General features: G+C 73.6%; 16 protein-coding genes. 12 read left to right on the top strand and 4 right to left on the bottom strand.

Annotated elements, in window-relative coordinates:
• Positions 1-3: 3 nt before the first annotated feature.
• From mnmA to ABT008_RS04310, 10 genes are all read left to right on the top strand, one after another.
• Positions 4-1,077, top strand: coding sequence for a tRNA 2-thiouridine(34) synthase MnmA (gene mnmA / locus ABT008_RS04265; RefSeq protein ID WP_350693511.1), 1,074 nt, complete (start codon positions 4-6; stop codon positions 1,075-1,077).
• Between the two features lie 16 nt (positions 1,078-1,093).
• Positions 1,094-2,095 (top strand): methionine synthase, encoded by a 1,002-nt coding sequence (locus tag ABT008_RS04270; RefSeq protein ID WP_350693513.1) that lies wholly within the window; start codon positions 1,094-1,096, stop codon positions 2,093-2,095.
• Between the two features lie 82 nt (positions 2,096-2,177).
• The gene (locus tag ABT008_RS04275) at positions 2,178-3,182 is read left to right on the top strand and encodes an ADP-ribosylglycohydrolase family protein (protein WP_350693515.1); all 1,005 of its coding nucleotides are present in this window, start codon (positions 2,178-2,180) and stop codon (positions 3,180-3,182) included.
• Positions 3,183-3,330: 148 nt separating this feature from the next.
• Positions 3,331-5,466 carry an NAD-dependent DNA ligase LigA gene (gene ligA / locus ABT008_RS04280; protein WP_350693516.1) on the top strand — a complete coding sequence of 712 codons (2,136 nt, stop codon included), beginning with the start codon at positions 3,331-3,333 and terminating at the stop codon, positions 5,464-5,466.
• A 155-nt stretch (positions 5,467-5,621) separates the two neighbouring features.
• Entirely contained in the window at positions 5,622-8,099 is a 2,478-nt protein-coding gene (locus ABT008_RS04285) for a putative bifunctional diguanylate cyclase/phosphodiesterase (protein WP_350693517.1), read from the top strand.
• Between the two features lie 218 nt (positions 8,100-8,317).
• Positions 8,318-8,623: an Asp-tRNA(Asn)/Glu-tRNA(Gln) amidotransferase subunit GatC gene (gatC, locus tag ABT008_RS04290; RefSeq protein WP_350693519.1), complete on the top strand. Its 306-nt coding sequence runs from the start codon at positions 8,318-8,320 to the stop codon at positions 8,621-8,623.
• A gap of 73 nt (positions 8,624-8,696) precedes the next feature.
• Entirely contained in the window at positions 8,697-10,172 is a 1,476-nt protein-coding gene (gene gatA / locus ABT008_RS04295) for an Asp-tRNA(Asn)/Glu-tRNA(Gln) amidotransferase subunit GatA (RefSeq protein ID WP_350693521.1), read from the top strand.
• A 197-nt stretch (positions 10,173-10,369) separates the two neighbouring features.
• Positions 10,370-11,494: a putative Ig domain-containing protein gene (locus ABT008_RS04300; RefSeq protein ID WP_350693523.1), complete on the top strand. Its 1,125-nt coding sequence runs from the start codon at positions 10,370-10,372 to the stop codon at positions 11,492-11,494.
• Between the two features lie 97 nt (positions 11,495-11,591).
• A complete protein-coding gene (gatB, locus tag ABT008_RS04305; protein WP_350693525.1) occupies positions 11,592-13,085 on the top strand; it encodes an Asp-tRNA(Asn)/Glu-tRNA(Gln) amidotransferase subunit GatB in 1,494 nt (497 codons plus the stop codon).
• Between the two features lie 126 nt (positions 13,086-13,211).
• Positions 13,212-15,569 carry a thiamine pyrophosphate-binding protein gene (locus ABT008_RS04310; RefSeq protein WP_350693526.1) on the top strand — a complete coding sequence of 786 codons (2,358 nt, stop codon included), beginning with the start codon at positions 13,212-13,214 and terminating at the stop codon, positions 15,567-15,569.
• A 168-nt stretch (positions 15,570-15,737) separates the two neighbouring features.
• Here ABT008_RS04310 and ABT008_RS04315 read toward each other — a convergent pair whose 3' ends face one another.
• Both ABT008_RS04315 and ABT008_RS04320 read right to left on the bottom strand, forming a co-directional pair.
• Positions 15,738-17,330 (bottom strand): metallophosphoesterase family protein, encoded by a 1,593-nt coding sequence (locus ABT008_RS04315; protein ID WP_350693528.1) that lies wholly within the window; start codon positions 17,328-17,330, stop codon positions 15,738-15,740.
• 66 nt (positions 17,331-17,396) lie between these two features.
• Positions 17,397-18,560, bottom strand: a complete 1,164-nt coding sequence (locus ABT008_RS04320; RefSeq protein WP_350693530.1) for a PQQ-dependent sugar dehydrogenase — start codon at positions 18,558-18,560, stop codon at positions 17,397-17,399.
• A gap of 94 nt (positions 18,561-18,654) precedes the next feature.
• On the opposite strand from ABT008_RS04320, the gene ABT008_RS04325 reads away from it, so the two are divergent.
• A complete protein-coding gene (locus ABT008_RS04325; protein WP_350693532.1) occupies positions 18,655-19,581 on the top strand; it encodes a 2-hydroxyacid dehydrogenase in 927 nt (308 codons plus the stop codon).
• Here ABT008_RS04325 and ABT008_RS04330 read toward each other — a convergent pair.
• Positions 19,575-19,952 (bottom strand): PH domain-containing protein, encoded by a 378-nt coding sequence (locus tag ABT008_RS04330; RefSeq protein ID WP_350693533.1) that lies wholly within the window; start codon positions 19,950-19,952, stop codon positions 19,575-19,577. The genes ABT008_RS04325 and ABT008_RS04330 overlap by 7 nt on opposite strands.
• Before the next feature lie 197 nt (positions 19,953-20,149).
• On the opposite strand from ABT008_RS04330, the gene ABT008_RS04335 reads away from it, so the two are divergent.
• The gene (locus tag ABT008_RS04335) at positions 20,150-22,405 is read left to right on the top strand and encodes an EAL domain-containing protein (RefSeq protein WP_350693535.1); all 2,256 of its coding nucleotides are present in this window, start codon (positions 20,150-20,152) and stop codon (positions 22,403-22,405) included.
• A gap of 22 nt (positions 22,406-22,427) precedes the next feature.
• Here ABT008_RS04335 and ABT008_RS04340 read toward each other — a convergent pair whose 3' ends face one another.
• Complete coding sequence (locus ABT008_RS04340) at positions 22,428-23,450, bottom strand: LacI family DNA-binding transcriptional regulator (protein WP_350693537.1); 1,023 nt, start codon at positions 23,448-23,450, stop codon at positions 22,428-22,430.
• Positions 23,451-23,657: the final 207 nt, after the last annotated feature.

The raw sequence follows: 23,657 nt of genomic DNA on the forward strand, positions 1-23,657 counted from the left end.
CGGGTGAGAGTGTTGGCGGCGATGTCCGGCGGCGTGGATTCCGCCGTGGCGGCGGCGCGGGCGGTGCAGGCCGGTCACGACGTCACCGGCGTGCACCTGGCGTTGGCCCGCAACCCGCAGACCTACCGCACCGGAGCGCGGGGCTGCTGCACCCTGGAGGACTCCCGGGACGCCCGCCGCGCCGCCGACGTGCTGGGCATCCCGTTCTACGTGTGGGACATGGCCGACCGCTTCCACGCCGACGTGGTCGACGACTTCGTGGCCGAGTACGCCGCCGGACGTACCCCCAACCCGTGCCTGCGCTGCAACGAAAAGATCAAGTTCGCGGCGGTGCTGGACCGCGCGGTGGCTCTGGGTTTCGACGCCGTGGTCACCGGCCACCACGCCCGACTAGGCGCGGACGGGCTGCTGCGGCGCAGCGTCGACCTGGCCAAGGACCAGTCGTACGTGCTGGCCGTGCTCACCCGCGCGCAGTTGGACCGTTCGATCTTCCCGCTCGGTGACTCGACGAAGGCGCAGGTCCGGCAGGAGGCCGCCGACCGGGGCCTGGCGGTGGCCGACAAGCCCGACTCGCACGACATCTGCTTCATCGCCGACGGCGACACCCGGGGCTTCCTGGCCCAGCGGCTCGGCGAGACGCCCGGCGACGTGGTCGACGCCAGCACCGGCGCGGTGGTGGGCACGCACGCCGGTGCGTACGCGTACACCGTGGGCCAGCGACGCGGCCTGCACCTGGACCGCCCGGCCCCGGACGGCCGACCCCGGTACGTGCTCTCCATCACGCCGACGACCAACACGGTGACCGTCGGCCCGGCCGAGGCGCTGGAGGTCGCCGAGGTGCGCGCCACCCGCCCGGTCTGGACCGGTGGCCCACGCCCCGACGGCCCGATCGAGTGCGAGGTGCAGCTGCGGGCACACGGCGTCGTGGTGCCGGCCGAGGTCACCGTGGACGGTGACACGCTCCGTGCCGACCTGCGGCAGCCGGTCCGGGGCGTCGCCGCCGGCCAGGCGATCGTCGCGTACCGCCCTGACCCGGCCGGTGACATCGTGCTCGGCTCCGCCACGATCACCGACTGACCGGTACCCTTCGGCCGTGAGTGATCAGGTTTGGCCCTGGCCTGCGGGCGCGGCGACCGGCATCGGATCGCTGCCCGGCACCGACATCGCCGAGGCGCAGCGGATCGTCCTCGGTGAGTTGCCCGCCCTGCCCCATCTGCCGGAGCTACCGGCCCGTGGCCCGGGCGCGGACATGATCGGGCGCGGAGCCGGCCTGCTGGTCGAGCTGCCGGTGGAGCTGTACGCGGCGCGCTGGCGGGTCGCCCTGCGCCCCGGCCGGGACCTGCGCCGCGCGCGGGACCTGATGGAACGCGACCTCGACCAGCTCGCCGAGCAGGCCGAGGAGTACGCCGGTCCGATCAAGGTGCAGGCACCCGGTCCGTTCACCCTCGCCGCCTCGGTCGAGCTGCCGGTCGGCGGCCGGATGGTGCGCGACCCCGGCGCGGTCCGCGACCTGACCGAATCGCTCGCCGAGGGGCTGCGCGCCCACGTGGCCGCGGTGGCCCGCCGGGTGCCCCGGGCCGCCGTCCTGCTCCAGGTGGACGAGCCGTCGCTGCCGGCGGTGCTGGCCGGTCGGGTGCCCACCGAGAGCGGCTTCGGCACCTACCGTGCGGTGCAGCCGGAGGACGCGCGGGCGCTGCTGACCGCGGTGGTCGAGGCGGTCGGCGTACCGACCGTGGTGCACTGCTGCGCCCCGGACGTCCCGCTGGACCTGATCCGAGCCACCGGCGCGGTCGGTGTCGCCCTCGACCTGGACCTGGTCACCGACCTGGACCCACTGGGCGAGGCGATCGACGCCGGGCTGGGCCTGTTCGCCGGTGCCGCGCCGGGCACCGTCCCGGCCGGTCGCGCACCGACCTCGGCCCAGGTCGCCGACCGGGTCCGCACCCTCTGGGACCGGCTCGGCTTCCCGCGTCGCCGGCTCGCCGAGCAGGTGGTGATCACCCCCGCCTGCGGCCTGGCCGGCGCCACCCCGGCGTACGTCCGCGCGGTCCTGTCCGCCTGCCGCGACGCGGGGCGCCGGATCGTCGAGGAGTGAGGTTTCGGCCCTCCGCTCGGGGGCAGCAAGCCGGAAGACCTGACCGTCGCGCGGGCCCGTCCGAGCGGGCATGATCGCCATCATGATCAGTCCTGTGTACGGGTGGGCCGCCGGCTCGCTCCTCGGACTCGCCTACGGTGACGCCCTGGGCAAGCCCACCGAGTTCCTCACCGTGGCCGAGATCGAGCGGCGATACGGCCCGACCGGCCCCCGGGACCTGGCCGGTGATCCGGCGTTGGTCACCGACGACACCCAGATGGCGCTCGCGGTCGGCTGGGCGCTGCACGACGCGCCCGCGTACACCCCCGAGATCGTCGAGCCGCTGCTGCGGCAGCGCTTCCTGGCCTGGGCGGCCAGCCCGGACAACAACCGCGCGCCCGGGATGACCTGCCTGCGGGCCTGCGGCGAGCTGTCCCGTGGGCTGCCCTGGCAGCAGGCCACCCAGATCGAGTCGAAGGGCTGCGGGGCGAACATGCGGGTCACCCCGGTCGGTCTGCTCGACGTCGACCTCGACACCCTCGCCGGACTGGCTCAGCTTCAGGCCGGACTGACCCACGGGCACCCGACCGGCCTGGCGGCCAGCGAACTGACCGCGTACGCGGTGCGGCTGCTGGTCGAGGGCGCCGCCCTGGCCGACCTGCCCGGCCTGCTCGCCGCGCGGGCCCGCGATCAGCACGGTACCTACCGCGCCGACTGGCTCGGTGACCTGTGGCAGCGGGCGGGCGCGCGGTCACCCGCCGAGTTCATCGCCCTGGGCTGGGACGAGTGCCTGCACGTGCTGGCCCGGCTCGACGCGGCGCTCGCCGACCCCGACGACGGCGGTGACCCGTGCCGGTGGACCGGTGAGGGCTGGATCGCCGAGGAGGCCCTGGCGACCGCGCTGTACTGCGCGGTCCGGCACGCCGACGACCCGGTCGGGGCACTGGCCCGGGGTGCCCGGACCGCCGGTGACTCCGACTCGATCGCCGCGCTCGCCGGGGCCTTCGTCGGTGCCGCCGTGGGGGTCGCCGCCTGGCCCGCCGACTGGGCCGGTCGCATCGAGTACGCCGACCAGCTCGCCGCCCTCGCCACCGCCTGGCAGCGCTGACCGCCGCCCGGCAGCGTTCACCGCTGGCGGAACACGCGCCGACCTCCGGCGGGGAGCGGCGCTGACCGGCGGGAAGCGGTGGGGTTGTCGGCGAACTGTCCGACCCGCCGGATACCGTGCCGGGGTACCCATCACAGGAGGTCGCGGGGTGTCCGAGGAAGCCATCGGCGAGCAGGTCAGCGCGGCGCAGGAGGCGGCGGCCGGCGCCGAGCCCACCCCGCAGGCCCGGGAACGGCACGCCACGCTGAGCCAGGAGTTGACCGAGCACCAGTACCGCTACTACGTGCTCGACGCGCCGACCGTCTCGGACGCCGAGTTCGACCGGATGCTGCGGGAGTTGGAGGCGCTGGAGGAGGAGTTCCCGGCGCTACGCACCCCGGACTCGCCGACCCAGCGGGTCGGCGGCACCTTCTCCACCGACTTCGCCCCGGTCGCGCACGCCGAACGGATGATGTCGCTGGACAACGCGTTCGCCGACGAGGAGCTGGCGGCGTGGGCCGAGCGGGTCGAGCGGGACGCGGGCGGCCCGGTGCCCTACCTGTGCGAGCTGAAGGTCGACGGGCTGGCGATCAACCTCACCTACGAGTCGGGTCGACTGGTCCGGGCGGCGACCCGGGGCGACGGCCGCACCGGTGAGGACGTCACCGCCAACGTGCGCAGCATCCGGGACGTGCCCGGCCGGCTGACCGACTCGGCGGAGTTCGGCCCGGTCCCCGAGCTGATCGAGGTGCGCGGCGAGATCTACTTCCCGGTCGCCGCCTTCGCCGACCTGAACGCGGGCCTGGTCGAGCAGGGCAAGGCGCCGTTCGCCAACCCGCGCAACGCCGCCGCCGGCAGCCTGCGGCAGAAGGACCCACGGATCACCGCGTCCCGACCGCTGCGTCTGGTGGTGCACGGCATCGGTGCCCGGCGCGGCTTCCAGCCGGCCACCCAGTCCGAGTCGTACTCGGCGTTGCGGGCCTGGGGGCTGCCCACCAGCGACCGGTGGCGGGTGGTGCCCGATCTGGCCGGCGTCCGGGACTACATCGCGCACTACGCCGCGCACCGGCACGACGTGGAGCACGAGATCGACGGCGTGGTGGTCAAGGTCGACCCGGTGCCGATCCAGGGCCGGCTCGGCTCGACCAGCCGCGCACCCCGCTGGGCGATCGCCTTCAAATATCCACCCGAGGAGGTCAACACCACCCTGCTCGACATCGAGGTCGAGGTGGGACGGACCGGTCGGGTCACGCCCCGGGCGCTGCTCCAGCCGGTGAAGGTGGCCGGCTCCACCGTCGCGTACGCGACCCTGCACAACGCGCGCGAGGTGGAGCGCAAGGGGGTGCTGATCGGCGACACGGTGGTCATCCGCAAGGCCGGCGACGTGATTCCCGAGGTGCTCGGCCCGGTGGTCGAGCTGCGTCCGCCCGACGCCCGGGCGTTCGTCATGCCCACCGTCTGCCCGGCCTGCGGCACCCCGCTCGCCCCGGCGAAGGAGGGCGACGTCGACATCCGCTGCCCCAACTCGCGCAGTTGCCCGGCGCAGTTGCGCGAGCGGGTCTATCACCTGGCCGGGCGCAAGGTGTTCGACATCGAGGCGCTCGGCTACAAGAGCGCCGCCGCGTTGCTCGACGCGCAGGTCATCACCGATGAGGGCGACCTGTTCTCGCTCGAGGCCGACCAGTTGGCCACCTCGCCGTTCTTCGTCAACAAGGACGGCAGTCTCGGCAGCAACGCCGTCAAGCTGCTCGACAATCTCGCCGTCGCCAAGGAACGCGAGCTGTGGCGGGTGCTGGTGGCCCTCTCCATCCGGCACGTCGGGCCGACCGCCGCGCAGGCGCTCGCCCGGCACTTCCGGTCGATCGAGGCGGTCGACGCCGCGTCCGAGGAGGAGCTGTCCTCCGTCGACGGTGTCGGGCCGACCATCGCCGCCAGCATCCGGGAGTGGCTCGCCGTCGACTGGCACCGCGAGGTGATCCGCAAGTGGGCCGACGCGGGCGTCCGGATGGCCGAGGAGGCGCAGGGGGAGGGGCCGCGACCGCTGGAGGGGGTGACCGTGGTGGTCACCGGCACCCTGGCCAGCTACTCGCGGGACCAGGCCGCCGAGGCGATCCAGTCCCGGGGCGGCAAGGTCAGCGGCTCGGTGTCGAAGAAGACCGGTTTCGTGGTGGTCGGCGACAATCCCGGGTCCAAGGCGGACAAGGCGGCCGGGCTGAAGGTGCCGATCCTCGACGAGGAGGGCTTCCGGGTGCTGCTCGACTCCGGCGCGGAGGCGGCCCGCGCGGTGGCCCGCGTCGAGGAGTGAGGCACTTGCCGATCTTGCGGGGACTCGCCCGGATACCAACTTAATTACGACTACGACCGATTCGTGGCTGTCGTACCTGGTTTCCGGCCGTCGGGGGCGTTTCATTAGGACACGGCGCGTGAACCCACGCGTCGCGTCCTGTAGCGGGAGGTGTGATGGAGCCGCCCGATCCGCGCAACCTCGTCCCGCCCGGGCGTACCGCGCCGTTCTCGGTCTTCGTCGGCCTCGTGCTGGTCGTGGCCGTGCTGCTCTCCGTCGGGCCGCTGGTCTCGTTCGCCGGAACGCTGCCGGACCTGCCGGCGGCGTTCTGGACGATGGCCGTGCTCGCCGTCGCCTGCGACGCGCGCCCGTTCCTGCCGCCCGGCCGGCGGCCCTCCTCGTCCGCGGTCTTCCCGTCGACCTGCTTCATCTTCGCGATCCTGCTCGGCTGGGGTCTCGGCCCGGCGGTCGCGGTGCAGGCGGTCGCCGTGCTGGTCTCCGGGGCCCGGATGCGGCACGCCCCCTGGCGGGTCGCGTTCAACGCCGGGCAGTACGCCTGCTCGCTGGCCGCCGCGTACGCCGTCACCCGGCTCGGGCCCGGCGGCATCTTCGACGGCGGTGGTCTGGGGTGGACCGACATCGCCGCGATCGGCGGTGCCGGGGTTGCCTGGTTCGTGGTGAACTACGGTCTGGTCACCACGGCCGTCCGGCTGCGCTTCGGCGAACGGTGGTGGCCCAACGCCCGCCACGGACTGCCGTTCGAGCTGCTCTCCACCGGGTCCCTGCTGCTGCTCGCCCCGGTGCTGGTCACTGCCGCCCGGGCCAGTGCCGCGCTGGTGCCACTGGTGCTGGTGCCGCTGTTCGCGGTCTACCGGATGGCCCGGCTCACCGTGGAGCAGCACCAGCTCGCCGCCCTCGACCCGCTGACCGGGCTGCCCAATCGCAAGGCGCTGCTCAGCGAGGTCAACGAGCAGGTGCACCGGCACGCCGAGCGCGCCGCACGGGGTGAACCCGGCGCCCGCCTGGCCCTGCTCCTGATCGACCTGGACCGTTTCAAGAACGTCAACGACGCTCTCGGGCACGCCGTCGGCGACCGGCTGCTGGTCGAGGTGAGCGCCCGACTGACCGACGTGGTGCCGGCGTCGGACCTGGTGGTCCGCCTCGGCGGCGACGAGTTCGCCATCGTGATGACCGGGATGGACGACGTCACCCAGGTCCGCGCCCTGGCCGACCAGGTGGTGCGGGTCCTCGCCGAGCCGGTGCCGCTGGACGGGCTGCCGTTGGACGTCGGCGGCTCGATCGGCATCGCGCTGTACCCGGAGCACGGCGAGGACTTCGCCACCCTGATGCGCCACGCCGACGTGGCCATGTACGACGCCAAGCACCGCAACGACACGGTCGCCGTCTACACCGCGGAGTCCGACCACAACTCCGCCGAGCGCCTGGGCCTGCTGGCCGACCTGCGCCGGGTGCTGGACGCGGGCGCGGCGGGCCGCTCCGCCCTGCCCGACGCCCCGGGTGACGCGCCCGTGGCGCGGGACGGCGACACCGCGCCGGTGGTGCGGGACGGCGACACCGCGCCGGTGGTGCGGGGCGGGGACGGGGCGGCGTTGACCACCTCGGTGGTGCGGCAGCGCGGCGGTGGCCGGTGGTTCCGTCGTCGTCACCGGCCGCCGGTGGTCGCGTCCGACGACGAGTTGATCGCCCGGATCGTCACCGGCGCGGACCCGATCCTGCGCCGTACCGCCCGGCCCGCCGACCCGACGGCGGTCCCCGGCGAGCCGTGGTCCGGACCGGTCGGCGTCCACCGGCCGGGGGACGTGGGCACGCTCTCCGCCGGTGCCGCGTTCGGCGGCGATCCGGCCGGCGACCCGGGCGAGATCACGATGTATTACCAGCCGCAGATCGCCATCGCCACCGGCGAGGTGGTCGGGGTCGAGGCGCTGCTGCGGTGGCGGCACCCGCGCCGGGGCATGGTCGACCCGGAGGAACTGATCCGGGTCGCCGAGCAGAGCGCCGTGATGCGCCTGCTCACCCGTCGGGTGGTGGACGACGTGGTCGAGCAGTTGGCCAAGTGGTCGGCGGCCGGTCTGGGCCTGCGGGCGGCGCTCAACGTCAGCGTGCGGGACCTGCACACCGGCGAGATCGCCGACCAGATCGCGGACCGGTTGACCCGCTACGGCGTGGCGCCGGACCGGCTGCAACTGGAGATCACCGAGGGCGCGTTGATGGCCGACCCGCGCCGGGTGCTGACCACCATCACCCGGTTGCACCGGATCGGGGTCGGCATCGCGCTCGACGACTTCGGCACCGGCTACTCGTCGCTGCAACACCTGCGCCGGCTGCCGCTGTCGGAGGTGAAGGTCGACCGGTCCTTCGTACTCGGGATGACCGAGGACTCCGACGACGCGGCGATCGTCCGGTCGACGATCGAGCTGGGCAAGGCGCTCGGGCTGCGGGTGGTCGCCGAGGGTGTGGAGGACGAGAAGACCTGGCGGATGCTGCACGCGGCCGGATGCGACGCCGCGCAGGGCTGGTTCTACGCCCGGCCGATGCCGGCCGAGGAACTGGTCGCCTGGCTGGGCCGGTACCGGCCGGTGCGCCCGCTCGGCGGCCACGACGAGCCGGACGTACCCCGCCGCAGCCCTCGGTGACCCACGGCCCGGCCGCCGCGACGCCGCCCGCCCGGCCGTGTCTCCGGTCGACGGGCCGGACGCCCCGGGGAGCCGGGGGCGGTGGGCCGGACGCCCCCGGGGAGCCGGGGGCGGCGGGCCGGGCGCGGAACAATAGACTCGCTCCGGTCACCGCGCGTCGCGTCGCACGCCGCGCGGTGGGCGTACGCAGACGCAGGACAGCCACGAAGGGGGCACCGATGGCCGCCATCTCCCGCGAGGAGGTCGCGCACCTGGCGCGACTGTCGCGGCTCGCCGTGACGGAGGAGGAGCTGGACACCTTCGCCGGCCAGCTCGACGTGATCCTCCAGGCGGTCGCCCAGGTGGGCGAGGTCGCCGCCGCCGACATCCCGCCGACCTCGCACTCGGTGCCGTTGACCAACGTGCTCCGCGAGGACGTCGTGACGCCGGGCCTGACCCCCGAGGAGGCGCTGTCCGGTGCGCCCGACGCCGAGGAGCAGCGGTTCCGCGTTCCGCGGATCCTGGACGAGGATGTGGCATCGTGAGCGAGCTTCAGCGAGCGAACAATCAACTCAGTGTGGTGCCTCATGACGCCACGCAGCGGAGCGGAGTGGCGTCATGAGCGACCTGACCAGACTCACCGCCACCGAGATCGCCGGGTTGGTCGCCTCCGGTGAGACCTCGGCGGTCGAGGTGACCCAGGCGCACCTGGACCGGATCGCCGCAGTCGACGACCGGGTGCACGCCTTCCTGCACGTCGACACCGAGGGCGCGCTCGCCGCCGCCCGCGAGGTGGACGCCCGGCGGGCCGCCGGAGCGGAGCTGGGCCCGCTGGCCGGAGTGCCGGTCGCGGTCAAGGACGTGCTGACCACCCGGGGCGTGCCGACCACGGTCGGCTCGAAGATCCTGGAGGGCTGGCGTCCGCCGTACGACTCGACGATCGTCGAGCGGCTGCGCGCCGCCGGCACGGTGATGCTCGGCAAGACCAACATGGACGAGTTCGCCATGGGCTCCTCCACGGAGTACTCGGCGTACGGGCCGACCCGCAACCCGTGGGACACCGAGCGCATCCCGGGCGGCTCCGGCGGGGGCAGCGCGGCGGCGCTGGCCGCGTACGAGGCGCCGCTGGCGATCGGCTCGGACACCGGCGGCTCGATCCGCCAGCCGGGCGCGGTCACCGGCACCGTCGGCGCGAAGCCAACCTACGGCGGCACCTCCCGGTACGGCCTGGTGGCGTTCTCCTCCTCGCTGGACACGCCCGGCCCGTGCGCGCGTACGGTGCTGGACGCCGCGCTGCTGCACGAGGCGATCGGCGGCCACGACCCGCGTGACTCCACCTCCATCCCGGCCCCGGTGCCGGACGTGGTGGCCGCCGCGAAGCTCGGCGCGACCGGCGACCTGACCGGGGTCCGCCTCGGCATCGTCTCCGAGTTCGTCGGCGAGGGCGCCGAGCCGGGCGTGATGACCGCCTTCAACGAGGCCGTCGACACGCTGACCAAGCTGGGCGCGGAGATCGTCGAGGTGTCCTGCCCGAACTTCGCGTACGCGCTGCCGGCCTATTACCTGATCGCCCCGAGTGAGTGCTCCTCCAACCTGGCCCGCTTCGACGGCGTGCGCTTCGGTCTGCGCATCGGCGACGACGGCAACCGGTCGCTGGAGGAGGTCATGTCGCTGACCCGGGAGGCCGGTTTCGGCCCCGAGGTCAAGCGGCGGATCATGCTCGGCACGTACGCGTTGTCGTCGGGCTACTACGACGCGTACTACGGGCAGGCGCAGAAGGTCCGTACGCTGATCACCCGCGACTTCACCGCCGCGTTCGAGCGGGTCGACGCGCTGATCTCGCCGACCACGCCGTTCGTGGCGTTCCCGCTGGGCGCGCGCACCTCCGACCCGTACCAGATGTACCTGGCCGACCTCTTCACCATCCCGACCAACCTGTACGGCGGTCCGGGCATCTCGGTGCCGTGCGGTCTCTCCGACGGGCTGCCGGTCGGGTTGCAGGTGATGGCCCCGACGATGGCCGACGACCGGATGTACCGGGTGGCCGCCGCGCTGGAGAGCGCGGTCGGCACCCTCACGCCGCCGACGCTGTGACGCCGTGCGGGGCGGTTCCGGCCGCCCCGCCGTGCGTCGCCCGGCCCATCCGGTGACACGAGGTCACCGTTCGGACTCATAACGCGTGGTGACGTGCGCGGGTTGGATAGAGTCCGAGCCGCTGGCGAAACGCAAGCATGGGCTTCTAGCCGACTGGAACTGCGATGAAGACGCTGCGGCCGATCACGATTGTCTCGGTGCTCACGACGCTGCTGATCGGCGTCGCCGCGCCCGCTGCCGCAGAACCGGCCGCCGTCGATCCGGTCATCGTGGATCCAGCGGTCGTCACCATCACCGTCACCTCCGCCCCGCCGCCGTCCGGAGTGACCGCCTACGAGCCGTACCCGGGTCACACCTTCACCGCCACCGGTGACGACGAGATCCGGTTCGCGCTGGTCGCCGGTGCGATCCCGCCCGGCCTGGCGCTCTCCTCGTCCGGCACCCTGACCGGTACGCCCACCGTGGCCGGCCGCTTCGCCTTCACCCTCCGGGCCACCGGCGCGCCGAGCGGGGAGACCGCCGACCACCAGGTCACCGTGGTGGTGGTGCAGCCGGTCGTCACCGTGACGTCGCCCGAGCCGGACTCGCCCTGGTACGTCGGGCAGGTCTATCCGACGCACCGGTTCACCGTCTCGGGCGGCACCGCCCCGCACACCGTCTCGCTGGGGTCGGGTGCGCTGCCGCCGGGTCTGTCGCTCACCTCGGCCGGTGTCCTCGCGGGTTCGCCGAGCCAGGCCGGGCGTTACCGGTTCGGCCTGCTGGTGACCGACGCGAACGGCTTCCAGGGGCAGCAGGACGTCACTCTGGTGATCGCCACGCCGGCCGCCGTCGTCACCTCGGCCGCGCCGCCGCGCGGTACGGCCGGGCAGGCGTACTCGTTCCGGTTCACCGCCGACGGCGACTCCGACATCCGGTTCGGGCTGGCCGCCGGGGCGCTGCCGGACGGGCTCGTGCTCGACCCGGACGGCGTGCTCAGCGGCGTCCCGACCGTCGCCGGCACCTTCGACTTCACCGTCCGCGCCACCGGCACCGCCACCAGCGACACCGAGGAGGTGTCGCTGGTCGTCTACCCGGACCCGACGGCCACCCCGTCGGCCTCGCCGACCCCGACCGAGCAGCCGACCGCGTACCCGACGCCGTCGCAGAGCCCGACGCCGACCGCCGCCGCGCCGTCGCCGTCCCGGACGACCGGTGCGTGGCTGCCGGTCACCGGCTCGAACTCGACCCTGGTGCTGATGCTCCTCGGTGTCGTGGCGTTCAGCATCGGCGGCATCCTGCTGGTGGTGGCGTACCGCCGTCGGCAGGGGTTCACCGCAGTGTGACGCCCGACCGAGACCAGGCGGGCGGAGCGGCTAGGCTGGGCGGCGTTGTGTCCGGATGCCGGCGCGGGCCGGCCACCGCCCGAAAGCTGGAGTTCTCATGACCACGACGCTGCCCGCGTACGACGAGGTCGTCGCGCGATTCGAGCCGGTGATCGGCCTGGAGACCCACGTCGAGCTGGGCACGAACACGAAGATGTTCTGCGGCTGCCCGACCGACTTCGGCGGCGAGCCGAACACCCGGGTCTGCCCGGTCTGCCTGGGCCTGCCCGGCTCGCTGCCGGTGGCCAACAAGGCGGCCATCGAGGCGACCATCCGGATCGGCCTGGCGCTGAACTGCTCCATCGCGCAGTGGTGCAGGTTCGCCCGGAAGAACTACTTCTACCCCGACATGCCGAAGAACTTCCAGATCAGCCAGTACGACGAACCGCTCTGCGTGGACGGCTACCTGGACGTCGAGGTGAACGGCGAGACGGTGCGGATCGGCATCGAGCGGGTGCACCTGGAGGAGGACACCGGCAAGACGCTGCACGTCGGCGGCGCCACCGGCCGGATCCACGGCGCGACCGAGTCGCTCGTCGACTACAACCGGGCCGGCATCCCGCTGGTGGAGATCGTGACCAAGCCGATCCCCGGCACCGGGGCGCTCGCCCCCGAGGTGGCCCGGGCGTACGTCACCGAGCTGCGCGACGTGCTCCGCTCGCTCGGCGTCTCCGACGTGCGGATGGAGGAGGGTTCGCTGCGGTGTGACGTGAACACGTCGCTGAACCTGCCCGGCGAGGAGTGGGGCACCCGCACCGAGACCAAGAACGTCAACTCGCTGCGCTCGGTCGAGCGGGCGGTGCGTTCGGAGATGCTGCGGCAGGCGTCGGTGCTGGACGCGGGCGGGCGGATCACCCAGGAGACCCGGCACTTCCACGAGGACACCGGCGACACCACGCCCGGCCGGTCCAAGGAGACCGCCACCGACTACCGCTACTTCCCCGAGCCGGACCTGGTGCCGCTCGCGCCGGACACCGCGTGGGTGGCCGAGCTGAAGGCGGCCCTGCCGGAGCTGCCCCGGCTGCACCGGCGTCGGCTCCAGGAGGCGTGGGGGCTCTCCGAGGCGGACATGCAGTCGGTGCTCAACGCCGGTGCGGTGGAGCTGATCGAGGCCACCGTCGCCGCCGGTGCCACCCCGGCCGCCGCCCGCAAGTGGTGGCTGGGCGAGCTGTCCCGGCGGGCCAACGAGACCGGCGTGGAACTGGCCGACGTGGGTGCCACCCCGGCACAGGTCGCCGAGCTCCAGGGGCTGGTCGACGCCGGCAAGCTCAACGACAAGCTGGCCCGTACGGTGCTGGAGGGCGTGGTCACGGGCGAGGGTTCGCCCACCGAGATCATGGCCAACCGGAACCTGGAGGTCGTCTCCGACACCGGTGCGTTGACCGCCGCGGTGGACGAGGCGATCGCCGCCAACCCCGACATCGCCGACAAGGTGCGCAGCGGCAAGGTCGCCGCAGCCGGCGCGCTGGTCGGCGCGGTCATGAAGACCACGCGCGGGCAGGCCGACGCCAAGACCGTCCGCGAGCTGATCCTGGAGCGCCTCGGCGCCTGAGGTGTAAGGAAGGGACCCTTCTTACTGTCTGGTGTATAGGAAGGGTCCCTTCCTTGCATCCGCACCACCACCCCCCGTCCCCCGACCGGGCGTCAACGACGACGCGCCGGACCCCTGGAGCGCACCGTGAACCAGCACGACATCGACGTCCTCGACGACATCCAGCGCCGGGTGCTCTGGCTCGCCACCCGGATCGTGGACGCGGCCAACCACGACCGCAGCACCGGGGACGGGGTGAAGGTCGGCGGGCACCAGGCGTCCAGCGCCTCGCTGGTCAGCGTGATGACCGCGTTGTGGTTCGCGCACCTCGACGCCGAGGACCGGGTCGCGGTCAAGCCGCACGCCTCGCCGGTGTTCCACGCCATCCAGTACCTGCTCGGCAACCTGGACCGGTCGTACCTGACCACGTTGCGCGCCCGGGGCGGACTCCAGTCGTACCCGTCGCGGACGAAGGACCCGGACGGCGTCGACTTCTCCACCGGCTCGGTGGGCCTGGGTGCCGCCGCGCCGCTGTTCGCCGCGGTGACCCGGCGGTACGTCGACGCGCACTTCGGCACGCGTCCGCACTCCCGGTTCGTGGCGCTGATCGGTGACGCGGAACTGGACGAGGGCAACATCTGGGAGGCGGTCGCCGACCCGGCCACCACCGGACTCGGCAACGTGATGTGGGTGGTCGACTTCAACCGGCAGTCGCTGGACCGGGTGGTCCCCGGCGTCCGCATCGACCAGTGGCGGGGCCAGTTCGAGGCGGCCGGGTGGCACGTGGTCGAGGTCAAGTACGGTCGCCGGCTCGCCGAGGCGTACCAGCGGCCGGGCGGCGCGGCGCTGCGCGACTGGATCGACGCGATGCCGAACGAGCAGTACCAGTCGCTGTTCGGGCTGACCGGGCCGGCGCTGCGCGAGCAGTTCCTGGACGGTGCGCCCGAGGGCATCGCCGCGTTCATCGCCGACATCACCGACGAGGACCTGGGCCCGCTCGTCACCGACCTGGGCGGGCACGACCTGGCGGCGCTGCTCGACGCGTACGCCCAGTGCGACGCGGTGACCGACCGGCCGAGCGTGGTGTTCGCGTACACGGTCAAGGGGTGGGGTCTGCCGATCGCCGGCAACCCGCGCAACCACTCGGCGTTGCTCTCCGGTGAGCAGGTCGACGCGTTGCGGGCCGGGCACGGCCTGACCCGGGACACCGAGTTTGACCGCCTCGACCCGGCGTCCCCGGCCGGCATCCGTGCCGGGCAGCGTCGGGAGTCGCTGTCCCGCGCGCCCCGCGAGCGTGCGCTCGGGGTCGCCGTCCCGCAGGCCACGAACGTACGCGCCAACAAGCCGATCTCCACCCAGGAGGTCTTCGGTCGGGTGCTGGTCGACCTGGCCCGCGATCAGCAGGTGGGGAAGTACCTGGTCACCACCGCGCCGGACGTGGCCACCTCGACCAACCTGGCCGGGTTCATCAACCGGACCGGGGTGTTCGCCCCGACCGCCCAGCGCTCCTGGTCGTCGGAGGCGATGCTGCGCTGGACGGAGAGCCCCGAGGGGCAGCACATCGAGCTGGGCATCTCCGAGATGAACCTGTTCCTGCTCCTCGGCCAGCTCGGGCTGTCGTGGGACCTGTCCGGCCAGCCGTTGCTGCCGGTGGGCACCGTCTACGACCCGTTCGTGCTGAGGGGGCTGGACGCGTTCCTCTACGGCACGTACTCCGGTTCCCGGTTCGTGGTGGCCGGCACCCCGTCCGGCATCACCCTCGCTCCGGAGGGTGGCGCGCACCAGTCGACCATCACCGCCAGCGTCGGGCTGGAACTGCCCGGCGTGACCTTCGTCGAGCCCGCGTACGCGGGCAGCCTGGACTGGCTGCTCTGCGACGCGCTCGGGCACATCGCGGGGGCCCCGCAGCCGGTGCCGACCGCCGCGCCGGCCGAGGACGGGGCGTACTACTTCCGGCTGAGCACCCGCCCGCTGGACCAGGCGCCGTTCGAGGCGGCCCGGGCCCGTCTCGGGGACGCGGTGCTGCGCCGGCAGGTGCTGGCCGGAGCGTACCGGCTGGTCGACGCGCACCAGGTGTACCCGCACCTGGCCGACGCGCCGACGGTGCAACTGGCCGCCTCGGGCGCGGTCCTGCCCGAGGTGCTCGCCGCCGCGGCGGAACTGGCCGACGAGGGCGTCGCCGCGCACGTGGTCGACGTGACCAGCCTGGACCGCCTCTACCGCGCGTGGCAGCGCACCCTGCGGCAGGGCGTACGCACCGCCACCGTGCCCAGCGTGCCGGGCGCGCTGCGGTCCGCCTTCGCCGACCGGGTTCCGGTGGTCAGCGTGCACGACGCCGCCTCGCACGCGATGGCGTGGCTCGGGTCGGCGGTCGGTGCGTCGGCGGTGCCGCTCGGCGTGGACGAGTTCGGCCAGTCCGGCAGCGTCGCCGAGCTGTACGAGCTGCACGACCTGCTGCCGGGCAGCATCGTCAACGCCGCCCTGGCCGCTCTCGCCCTGCGCTGACCCAGCCGGCCCCACGGACGTTCGTTCGACGTCGGGGCCGCCCCTGCCCGACGCCGCCAGGCGCGCTGCGACCACAGGCGTCAAGATCACGCTCGATCGCGGATCGAGTGGCATCGGGGGCGGAGGAGGCCACTCGATCCAGGATCGAGCGTGATCTTGAGCGGCCCCTCAGCGGGTCGGTGTCGGGGTGGGGGTGATCGGCGGGGTCAGCAGCGGCGTCGGCGGCTGCACCACGGTGCGCTCCAGGTTCACCTGCGCCTGCCCGGTGCCGCCCACGGTGATGTCGTCGTACGCCTGGAGCTGCTTGTCCTGGTCGAAGTAGAGGACGGTCATCGCCAGCGGGGTCGGCTCCTCGCCCTCCAGGCCCCGCAGCCCGGCGCCGCCGGTGGAGCCCTGCACCATCAGCGTGGTCGGCTGCTCGCCCGGCACCTCCGGCAGCGTGTTCACCCGCCGGTCGTGGGTGTGTCCGGCGAGCACCAGCGGGCAGGTGCCGGAGAGCGGGCCGGCGGAGGCCGGGTCGTGCACCAGCGCGATGTTCACCGGCCGGGGGGAGCTGCGGATCGTGGCGGCGAGCTTGTCCCCGGTGGCGATCAGCTCGTCGGCGGTGGGCTGGTTGAGCCCGCCGCTCGCCGGTGAGGTGCTCTTGTCCGGGGTGAAGCGCGGGTCGCCGATGCCGGCGATGGTCAGCCCGGCGACGGTCGCGGTGGTGTTGTCCAGCACGATCGCGTTCGGCTGCCGGGCCACCGCCGCGGCGGTACGCGGCGAGTCGTGGTTGCCCCGGATGTAGACGTACGGCTTCTCCAGCAGGCTGATCGAGCCGACGTAGGAGGCCTCCGGCTCGCTGCCCCAGTCGGTGATGTCGCCGGTGTCGATCACCACGTCGATGCCGAACTGCTCGGTCACCGTGCGGATGAGCTGCCAGGCGGCCGGGTTGAGGTGCATGTCGGAGATGTGCAGCACCCGGGTGGTGCCGGGCTCCGGCTCGTACACCGGCAGAGCCGACACGGTGGTGTATAGCTGGGTGACGTTGCCGATGAGCCGCTGGAGCTGTTCGGCGTACCGGCCGTAGTCGTTGGCGATCTTGCGTACGTCACCGACGATCGCCGGAGCGTTGACCAGCAACCCCTCGTACGTGGGCTCCTCGATCGCCTGCGGTCGGACGGTGGCGGCGGCGGTGCCCAGGCTGCCCGCGCTGATCACCAGCGCCAGCGCGCCGGCCCAGGCCGCCCGTCGGGTGTCCCGGAACGCCAGCAGCGCCAGCACCAGCGTGGCCAGTACGGTCGCGCCGACGGTCCGCAGCCCGAGTCGCAGCACACCCTCCTGGACGTCGTCGACGGCCGACTGGGTGGCCCGGTTGATGCTCGCCGGGTCGTCGATCAGGGCCTCGGTGCGGCCCTGGTCCAGCGCGCCCAGCTCCACGGTCAGCCGGGTCGGCCCGTCGTGGCTGTCCAGCAGCAGCGCGCCCAGCGGCGGGATGTCGACGGTGGTGCTGCCGTTGACCGCCGGCGAAACGGACAGTCGGGCCTGGAAGGGCCCGATGTCGGTGCTGACGTGCCCGCCGGCGAGCACCCCGAGCAGCACCCCGGTCAGTGTGACGACCAGCAGCGCCAGGCCGGCACCCAACCGGCGCAGCCCGCTGCGCCGCCCGGCGCGGGGCGAACCGGCGGCGGCGCGCCGTAGCGAGACGAAGCGACGCGGACGACCGGTCGGGTCGTCCCCGTCCCGATCGCGGTGCGGCTTCTCGTTCTCGTGATCGTCCATGCTGAGATTCTGACCTGCCCGCCTGAGGATCTTGGCAAACCCGAGGTGCTGCGTGTCGAGAATGCCTCAGCTTCGCCCAGCGCCGCCACCTGCGAAAACAAGCCGCAACAAGCGATCATCCTCTGGTGCGGGTCGGCCGCGTCCGTCGTGGTTGGAAGTGCCCACCCAGAAGGAGCCGTCCGGCGCGGCGGCGATCGCCCGCAGACGCCCGTACTCCTCGGTCAGCAGCGCCTGCGGCTGCCCGAGCACGGTGCCGGTGTCGGTCAGCTCGACCAGCCAGAGGCGCTGCCCGCGCAGGCAGGCGGTGGCCAGCAGCCGCTCACCGGCGGCCAGGCCGGAGCAGGACGCCTCGTCGGTCGACCACTGCACGATCGGGTCCACGTACTTCTTGTCGCCGCCGCGTCCCTCCACCTCGGGCCAGCCGTAGTTCTTGCCCTTGGTCACCTGGTTGATCTCGTCCCAGGTGTTCTGGCCGAACTCCACCGCGTACATCCGGTCGCCGGCCCAGGAGATGCCCTGCACGTTGCGGTGGCCGAGGGACCAGACCGGGGAGTTCGGGAAGGGGTTGCCGGGCGCGGGCTCGCCCTCGGTGGTGATCCGCAGGATCTTGCCGCCGAGCTTCTTGGCGTCCTGCGACTGCTCGGTGTCCCCGGCGTCGCCGGTGCTGGCGTAGAGCTGCCCGTCCGGGCCGAACGCCAGGCCGCCGCCGTTGTGGATGCCTGCCTTGGGGATGCCGGTGAGGATCGGGGTGGGTTTCTCGCCCAGCCGCATCCGGGCGATCCGGTTGTCCCGATCGGCGGTGTAGTAGACGAAGACCGTGTTGTCCTGCGCGAACTCCGGCGACACGGCGATGCCCAGCAGGCCGCCCTCGCCGGAGGCGACCACGTCGTCGACGGTCTGCCGCTCGGTGATCCGTAGGCCGTCCGGGCTCGACTCCGGGCCGACCTGGACGATCCGGCCGCTGTCGCGTTCGGTGACCAGCGCCCCGCCGTCGGGCAGGAAGGCGATGCCCCACGGCACCCGCAGGCCCTGGGCCAGCACGGTGGCCACCACCTCCTGGCCGCCGCCGGCGGCGCTGGCCGACGGGGTCGGCAGGTTCGGCGGCTCGCCGGCCGGGTCCGGTTCGGGCTCGCCGAGACTGCACCCGGTGGCTGCGAGCAACAGCGTCGTGCAGGAGGCCGCGAGGAACCCGCGGACCCGACGGGCCGGAGAGTACGGGGGAGCGCTCACCCGCCCGAGCCTAGCCCGCCGTGTCGGTCGGCGTGGAGGTCGGCGGACCCCCGCCCCGGTGGCGGTACGGACAACGGGTCTATCGTCGGCTGGCGTGAAGGTATGGATCCCGCACGAGTCCGGTCACGCCCTGCTCGGCGAGCTGCCGCCGCAGATCACCGTCGAGACGATGGAGGACCCGGCGAGACCGCCCTCGTCGGTGGCCGGGGTCCGGTTCTGGGTGCCGCCCTTCCTCGCCACCCGGAAGATCGTTCCGTTCGCGCACGAGCTGCCGGACCTGGCGGTGGTGCAGTTGCTCTCCGCCGGTGCGGACGCCTGGGTCGGCCGGGTGCCGGACGGGGTGATGCTCTGCGACGCCCGGGGTGTGCACGACCCGTCCACCGCCGAGTGGGTGGTCACCGCGATCCTGTCCCGACTGCGGGCCTTCCCGGAGATGATCCGCGCCCAGGCCGAGCGGCGGTGGGCGTACGACGAGGTGGCGCCCACCGACGAGGTGGCCGGCAAGCGGGTCCTGATCGTCGGTGCCGGGTCGATCGGCACCGCCGTGCGGGACCGGCTCGCGCCGTTCGAGGTGGAGTTCACCCTGGTCGCCCGGACGGCCCGCGCCGAGCAGGGGGTGCACGGCGTCGACGAGCTGCCCGAGCTGCTGCCGCACGCCGACGTGGTGGTGCTGCTGGTGCCGCTGACCGATCGGACCCGGGGCCTGGTCGACGAGAAGTTCCTGGCCGCGATGTCGGACGGCGCGCTGCTGGTGAACGCCGCCCGAGGGCCGGTGGCCCGCACCGACGCCCTGCTGGCCGAGCTGTCCACCGGCCGGATCTCCGCCGCGCTGGACGTCACCGACCCGGAGCCGCTGCCCGCCGACCACCCGCTCTGGGAGTTGCCCAACGTGCTGATCACCCCGCACGTGGCCGGCTCGGTGCGCGGGCTGCTGCCCCGGGCGTACCGGCTGGTCGGCGAGCAGATCCGCCGGTTCGCCGCCGGTGAGCCGCCGGAGAACGTGGTGGTCGACGGCTACTGAGCCGTCTCGGGTTCGCCCCGGCCGGCCGCCGCCACCAGGCGGGGCAGGTCCTCGCGGCGCACCGCGGGCAGCAGAAGCTGCTCACCGTCGTCGAGCCGGGCGACCGCCCGGCCCCGGGGATCGGCGCCCAGCTCCGCCACCTGGTCCCAGGGGATCCGTCGCTGACCGGCCAGCGCGCGCAGGCGCAGCCCACCCAGGTCGGCGTCGGTGCCGGCCCGCCACGCCCAGACCGCCACCGCCAGCGGCACCAGCAACACCGGCAGCAGGTAGGCGCGGGCGCCGGCCAGTGGCAGGGCGCCGATGGTGGCGACGATCGCCGCCACCAGGATGGCCTGGTTGTGCCGGAATCGGGTGGTGTCGGAGCGAGCCATGTCCCGATGATTGCACCAGGCCGGACGCCGCCCGCAGCGGGCCGTCCCCGAAGCCGGGACACGTGACCGGACTCACTGTCGACTGGCCGTCACTCCCGGCGAGCTGGCTCGTTCATCGATGTTGGGCGGTGGACTTCACCTGTCGCCGCCCACGCACCGCCGCACCGCCCCAGTGCCCCCTCACGAAGGCGACCGTCGTGCCCGTCGCGTCTGTGTTCCGAGCCGCCGTGTTCCGTGTCGGCGTCCGCTCACCGTTCCTGCCGGAGTCCTGCGTACTCGCGCTGGTCGTGCTGCTGCTCGTGGCCGGCGCGGCCGGTGCGGTCCCGGCCCTGGCGGTGGTGGCGCTCGCCGGTGCGGCCGGCTCCACGCTGGCGGGCGTCCGCCTGTCCCGGCTCGCCACCGGCACCGACGTGCCGTCCGGGTCCACCGACGGCGGTCGGCTGGCCCGTCGTCGCGCGGCCCGGCCCCGCCGCGCCGCCGCCCTGCTGCACGGTGCCGTGATGGCCGCCGGTCTGACCGCCGCCGTCCTGCCACTGGCGTCAACGGGACTCCGGCCGACCGCGGCGACGGTCGGCCTCCTCGGCACCGCCGCACTGCTCGTCGGCGGCCTGTCGAGTCTGCCCCGACCGCCGCGACCACCGTGGCGGGTACGGCTGCTGCGGGTGCTGGACGCCGCCGCGCCCGGTGTCTGGCTGGTGCTCGTCGCCTGGCTGCTGCTGCCGTACGCCGGCACGGCACCCTCGGTGCGGCTGGTCGCGGCGGTGGCGTTGGGCGTGTTGGCGGTCGACGCGCTGCTCGTGCTGACCGGTGCCCATCGTGCCGGCGGCGTCAGCCGGTGCCGGGCCGGTGCGTCGGCCATCCTTTTCGCGCTGGTGCTGCTGGTGGTGCTGCCTGCGAGCGCCGGCCGGGTGACGCTGCTGGCGGTCGGCCCGCTGGTGGCCGGGGTTCTGCTGGTCGCCGCCGGGATGCGGCAGGTGGCGCGGTCGGGGCCCGAACCGGAGGCCCGGGCGGCCCGGGTCTGGCCGGTGGTGGTGGTCCCGGCGTCGGCGGTGGTGCTCGCCGTCGTGCACCAGTTGCAGGCCGGTCTCCTGCTGGACAACACGGCGGTGCTGCTCGCGCTCGCCGCGGTGCCTCCGTTGGTGGCCCGGGAGCTGGTCCGGAGCGCCGCGGAGTCCACGGCGTCGCCGGAGCCGGCACCGCCCGGACCGGAGCCGGTCACCGCCGAGAGTCGTGGGCCGGACGGCCGCCCCGGTCTGCTGCGGGCGCTGGCGGCCTGGCCGGACCAGGGTGCGCTGCTGGTGGTGGACCTGCACCTGACCGAGCTGCCCGGCGTGGCGCTCCGCGACGACGTGGCCGCCGAGGCGGTGCGCCGGGCACGCGCCGTGGTGACCGCCGACGACGAGGTGTTCGACCTTTCCGGCAGCGGGCTGGCGGTGGTCACCGACGCCGGGCCGATGCTGGCCTACGCGCTGGGCACCCGCCTGATCACCGAGCTGCGCCGCCCGTACGAGGTGGCCGGCGCGGTGCTGCGCTCGCGACCCAGCGTCGGGCTGGCCGAACTGACTCCCGGTCGCCCGGAGGACGTGCTGCGGCAGGCGGATCTGGCCCGGCGGCGGGCCGCCCAACTCGGCCGGGAGCGGGTCGAGTGGTACGACGCCTACCTGGAGGAGCAACTGGTCCGGCGGTTGGACCTGGAACGGGAGCTGCCCGGCGCGGTCGCCCGGGGCGAGCTGGACCTGGTGTTCCAGCCGGTGGTCGACCTGGCCGACCGCTCGCCGGTCGGCACCGAGGCGCTGCTGCGGTGGCGTAGCCCGGTGCTCGGCACCGTCTTCCCGGCGGAGTTGCTGCCGGTGGCCGAGGACCTCGACATCGTGGGCGAGTTGGGCGTCTGGGTGCTGGACCGGGCCTGCCGGCAGTTGGCGCACTGGTCCGGCGGCGGCCGGCGGCTCTGGATGTCGGTCAACGTCACCACCCGGGAGCTGACCTCGCCGGACTTCGTGCCCCGCACGGCGGCGGTGCTGGACGCGTACGGGGTGGGGCCGGACCAACTGGTGGTGGAGGTGGCCGAGCCCCGGGTGGGTGCCGAGTTGTCCACCGTGGTGGCCCGGCTGGCCGGTCTGCGGTCGATGGGCATCCGGACCGCCCTGGACGACTTCCGGGCCGCGCACGCCTCCCTGGCCCAACTGCGGCGGCTACCGATCGACCTGCTCAAGGTCGGCCCGGAGTCGGTGGTGCCGAGCGGCGATCCGACCGGTCCGCTGCTGGACGTGGTGGTCACCGTCGCCGACCGGTTGGGGCTGGAGGTGGTCGCCGAGGGACTGGAGTCGGCCCACCAGGTCGACGGGGCGCAGCGCGCCGGGTGCCGTTACGGCCAGGGCTTCGAACTCGCCCGGCCGGCGACGGCGGAACGGGTGGAGGCGTACTTCGAGGAGTTCCCGTCCACGTCGCGATGACGATGAATGCAGCTTAACCGGTTCATGGGCGGAACGGGGGCGGGCCGGTGCTACCGCGCGGGGTCAGGTGCGCGGTCTCGTCCTCGACGACCACCGCCGCAGCGCCCTCGATCGCCTGGAGCAGGTGTCGGGCGGCGTGGGCGCCGTACGCGGGGATGTCCCGGCCGAGCGCGGTCAGCGGCGGGTGCACCAGCCGGCACAGCGGGGAGTCGTCCCAGGCCACGATGGACAGCTCGGTCGGGACGGCGAGCCCCATCTCCTGGGCCACCGAGAGTCCGGCGATGGCCATCACGTCGTTGTCGTAGATCACTGCGGTCGGCCGGACCCGGGAGCTGAGCAGGCGGCGGGTGGCCCGCGCGCCCTCCTCGCCGGTGTAGTCGGAGGAGACGGTCGTCGCCTCGGCCAGCCCCAGCCGCTGGCACACCTCGCCGAACGCCCGGGTGCGGGTCGCCGTGTGCAACAGGTCGGGCAGGCCGCCGACCCGGGCGATCCGCCGGTGTCCCAGCGCGTACAGGTACTCCACGGTCTCCACCAGGGCAGCCGCGTCGTCGGACCAGACGCTGGTCAGCCGGCCGGTGCCGGAGGGCCCGCCGATCACCACGGCGGGCAGGCGCAACTCCTCCAGCACCGGCACCCGGCGGTCGTCGGTGCGCAGGTCGCAGACGAGTACGCCGTCCACCCGCCGTTCGCCCCACCAGCGCCGGTAGACCGCGATCTCGGCGTCCTGGTCGGCCACCACCTGGAGGGTCAGCGCGTACGAACGGGCGGAGAGTTCCGCCTCGACTCCACTGATCAGCTCCATGAAGAACGGTTCGATGCCGAGCGTCTGCGCCGGTCGGGCCAGGATCAGCCCGATCGCCCGGGCGGTCGCGCCGGACAGGGCCCGGGCGGCGCTGCTCGGACTGAACCCGATCTCGGCGGCGATGGCGAGGATGCGTTGTCGGGTCGCCTCAGAGACGCCCGGCTGCCCGTTGAGCGCGTACGACACCGCGCCCTTGGAGACCCCCGCCCGCCGGGCGACGTCCGCGATGGTGGGCCGCTTCACCGGCGTACGTCCTCCTGATCGCTCTGCCTGCCCGCCGCGCGCGGTGGCGCGGGCGTCGGGCACCAACGCTACCGGTCGCCCGCCGCTGTCCCGGTGCCGGTCCGACACCCCGCGTCGGGGCGGTCGGACGCCGTCGCTTGTTCGGTTCAGCCGACCGGCAGGTCACCGTTAGGCGCTGTTCGTAACGCGCCGTTGACACCGCGAGAG

The sequence above is a fragment of the Micromonospora sp. NPDC002389 genome, assembly GCF_040296095.1.
Classification (GTDB): Bacteria; Actinomycetota; Actinomycetes; order Mycobacteriales; family Micromonosporaceae; genus Micromonospora.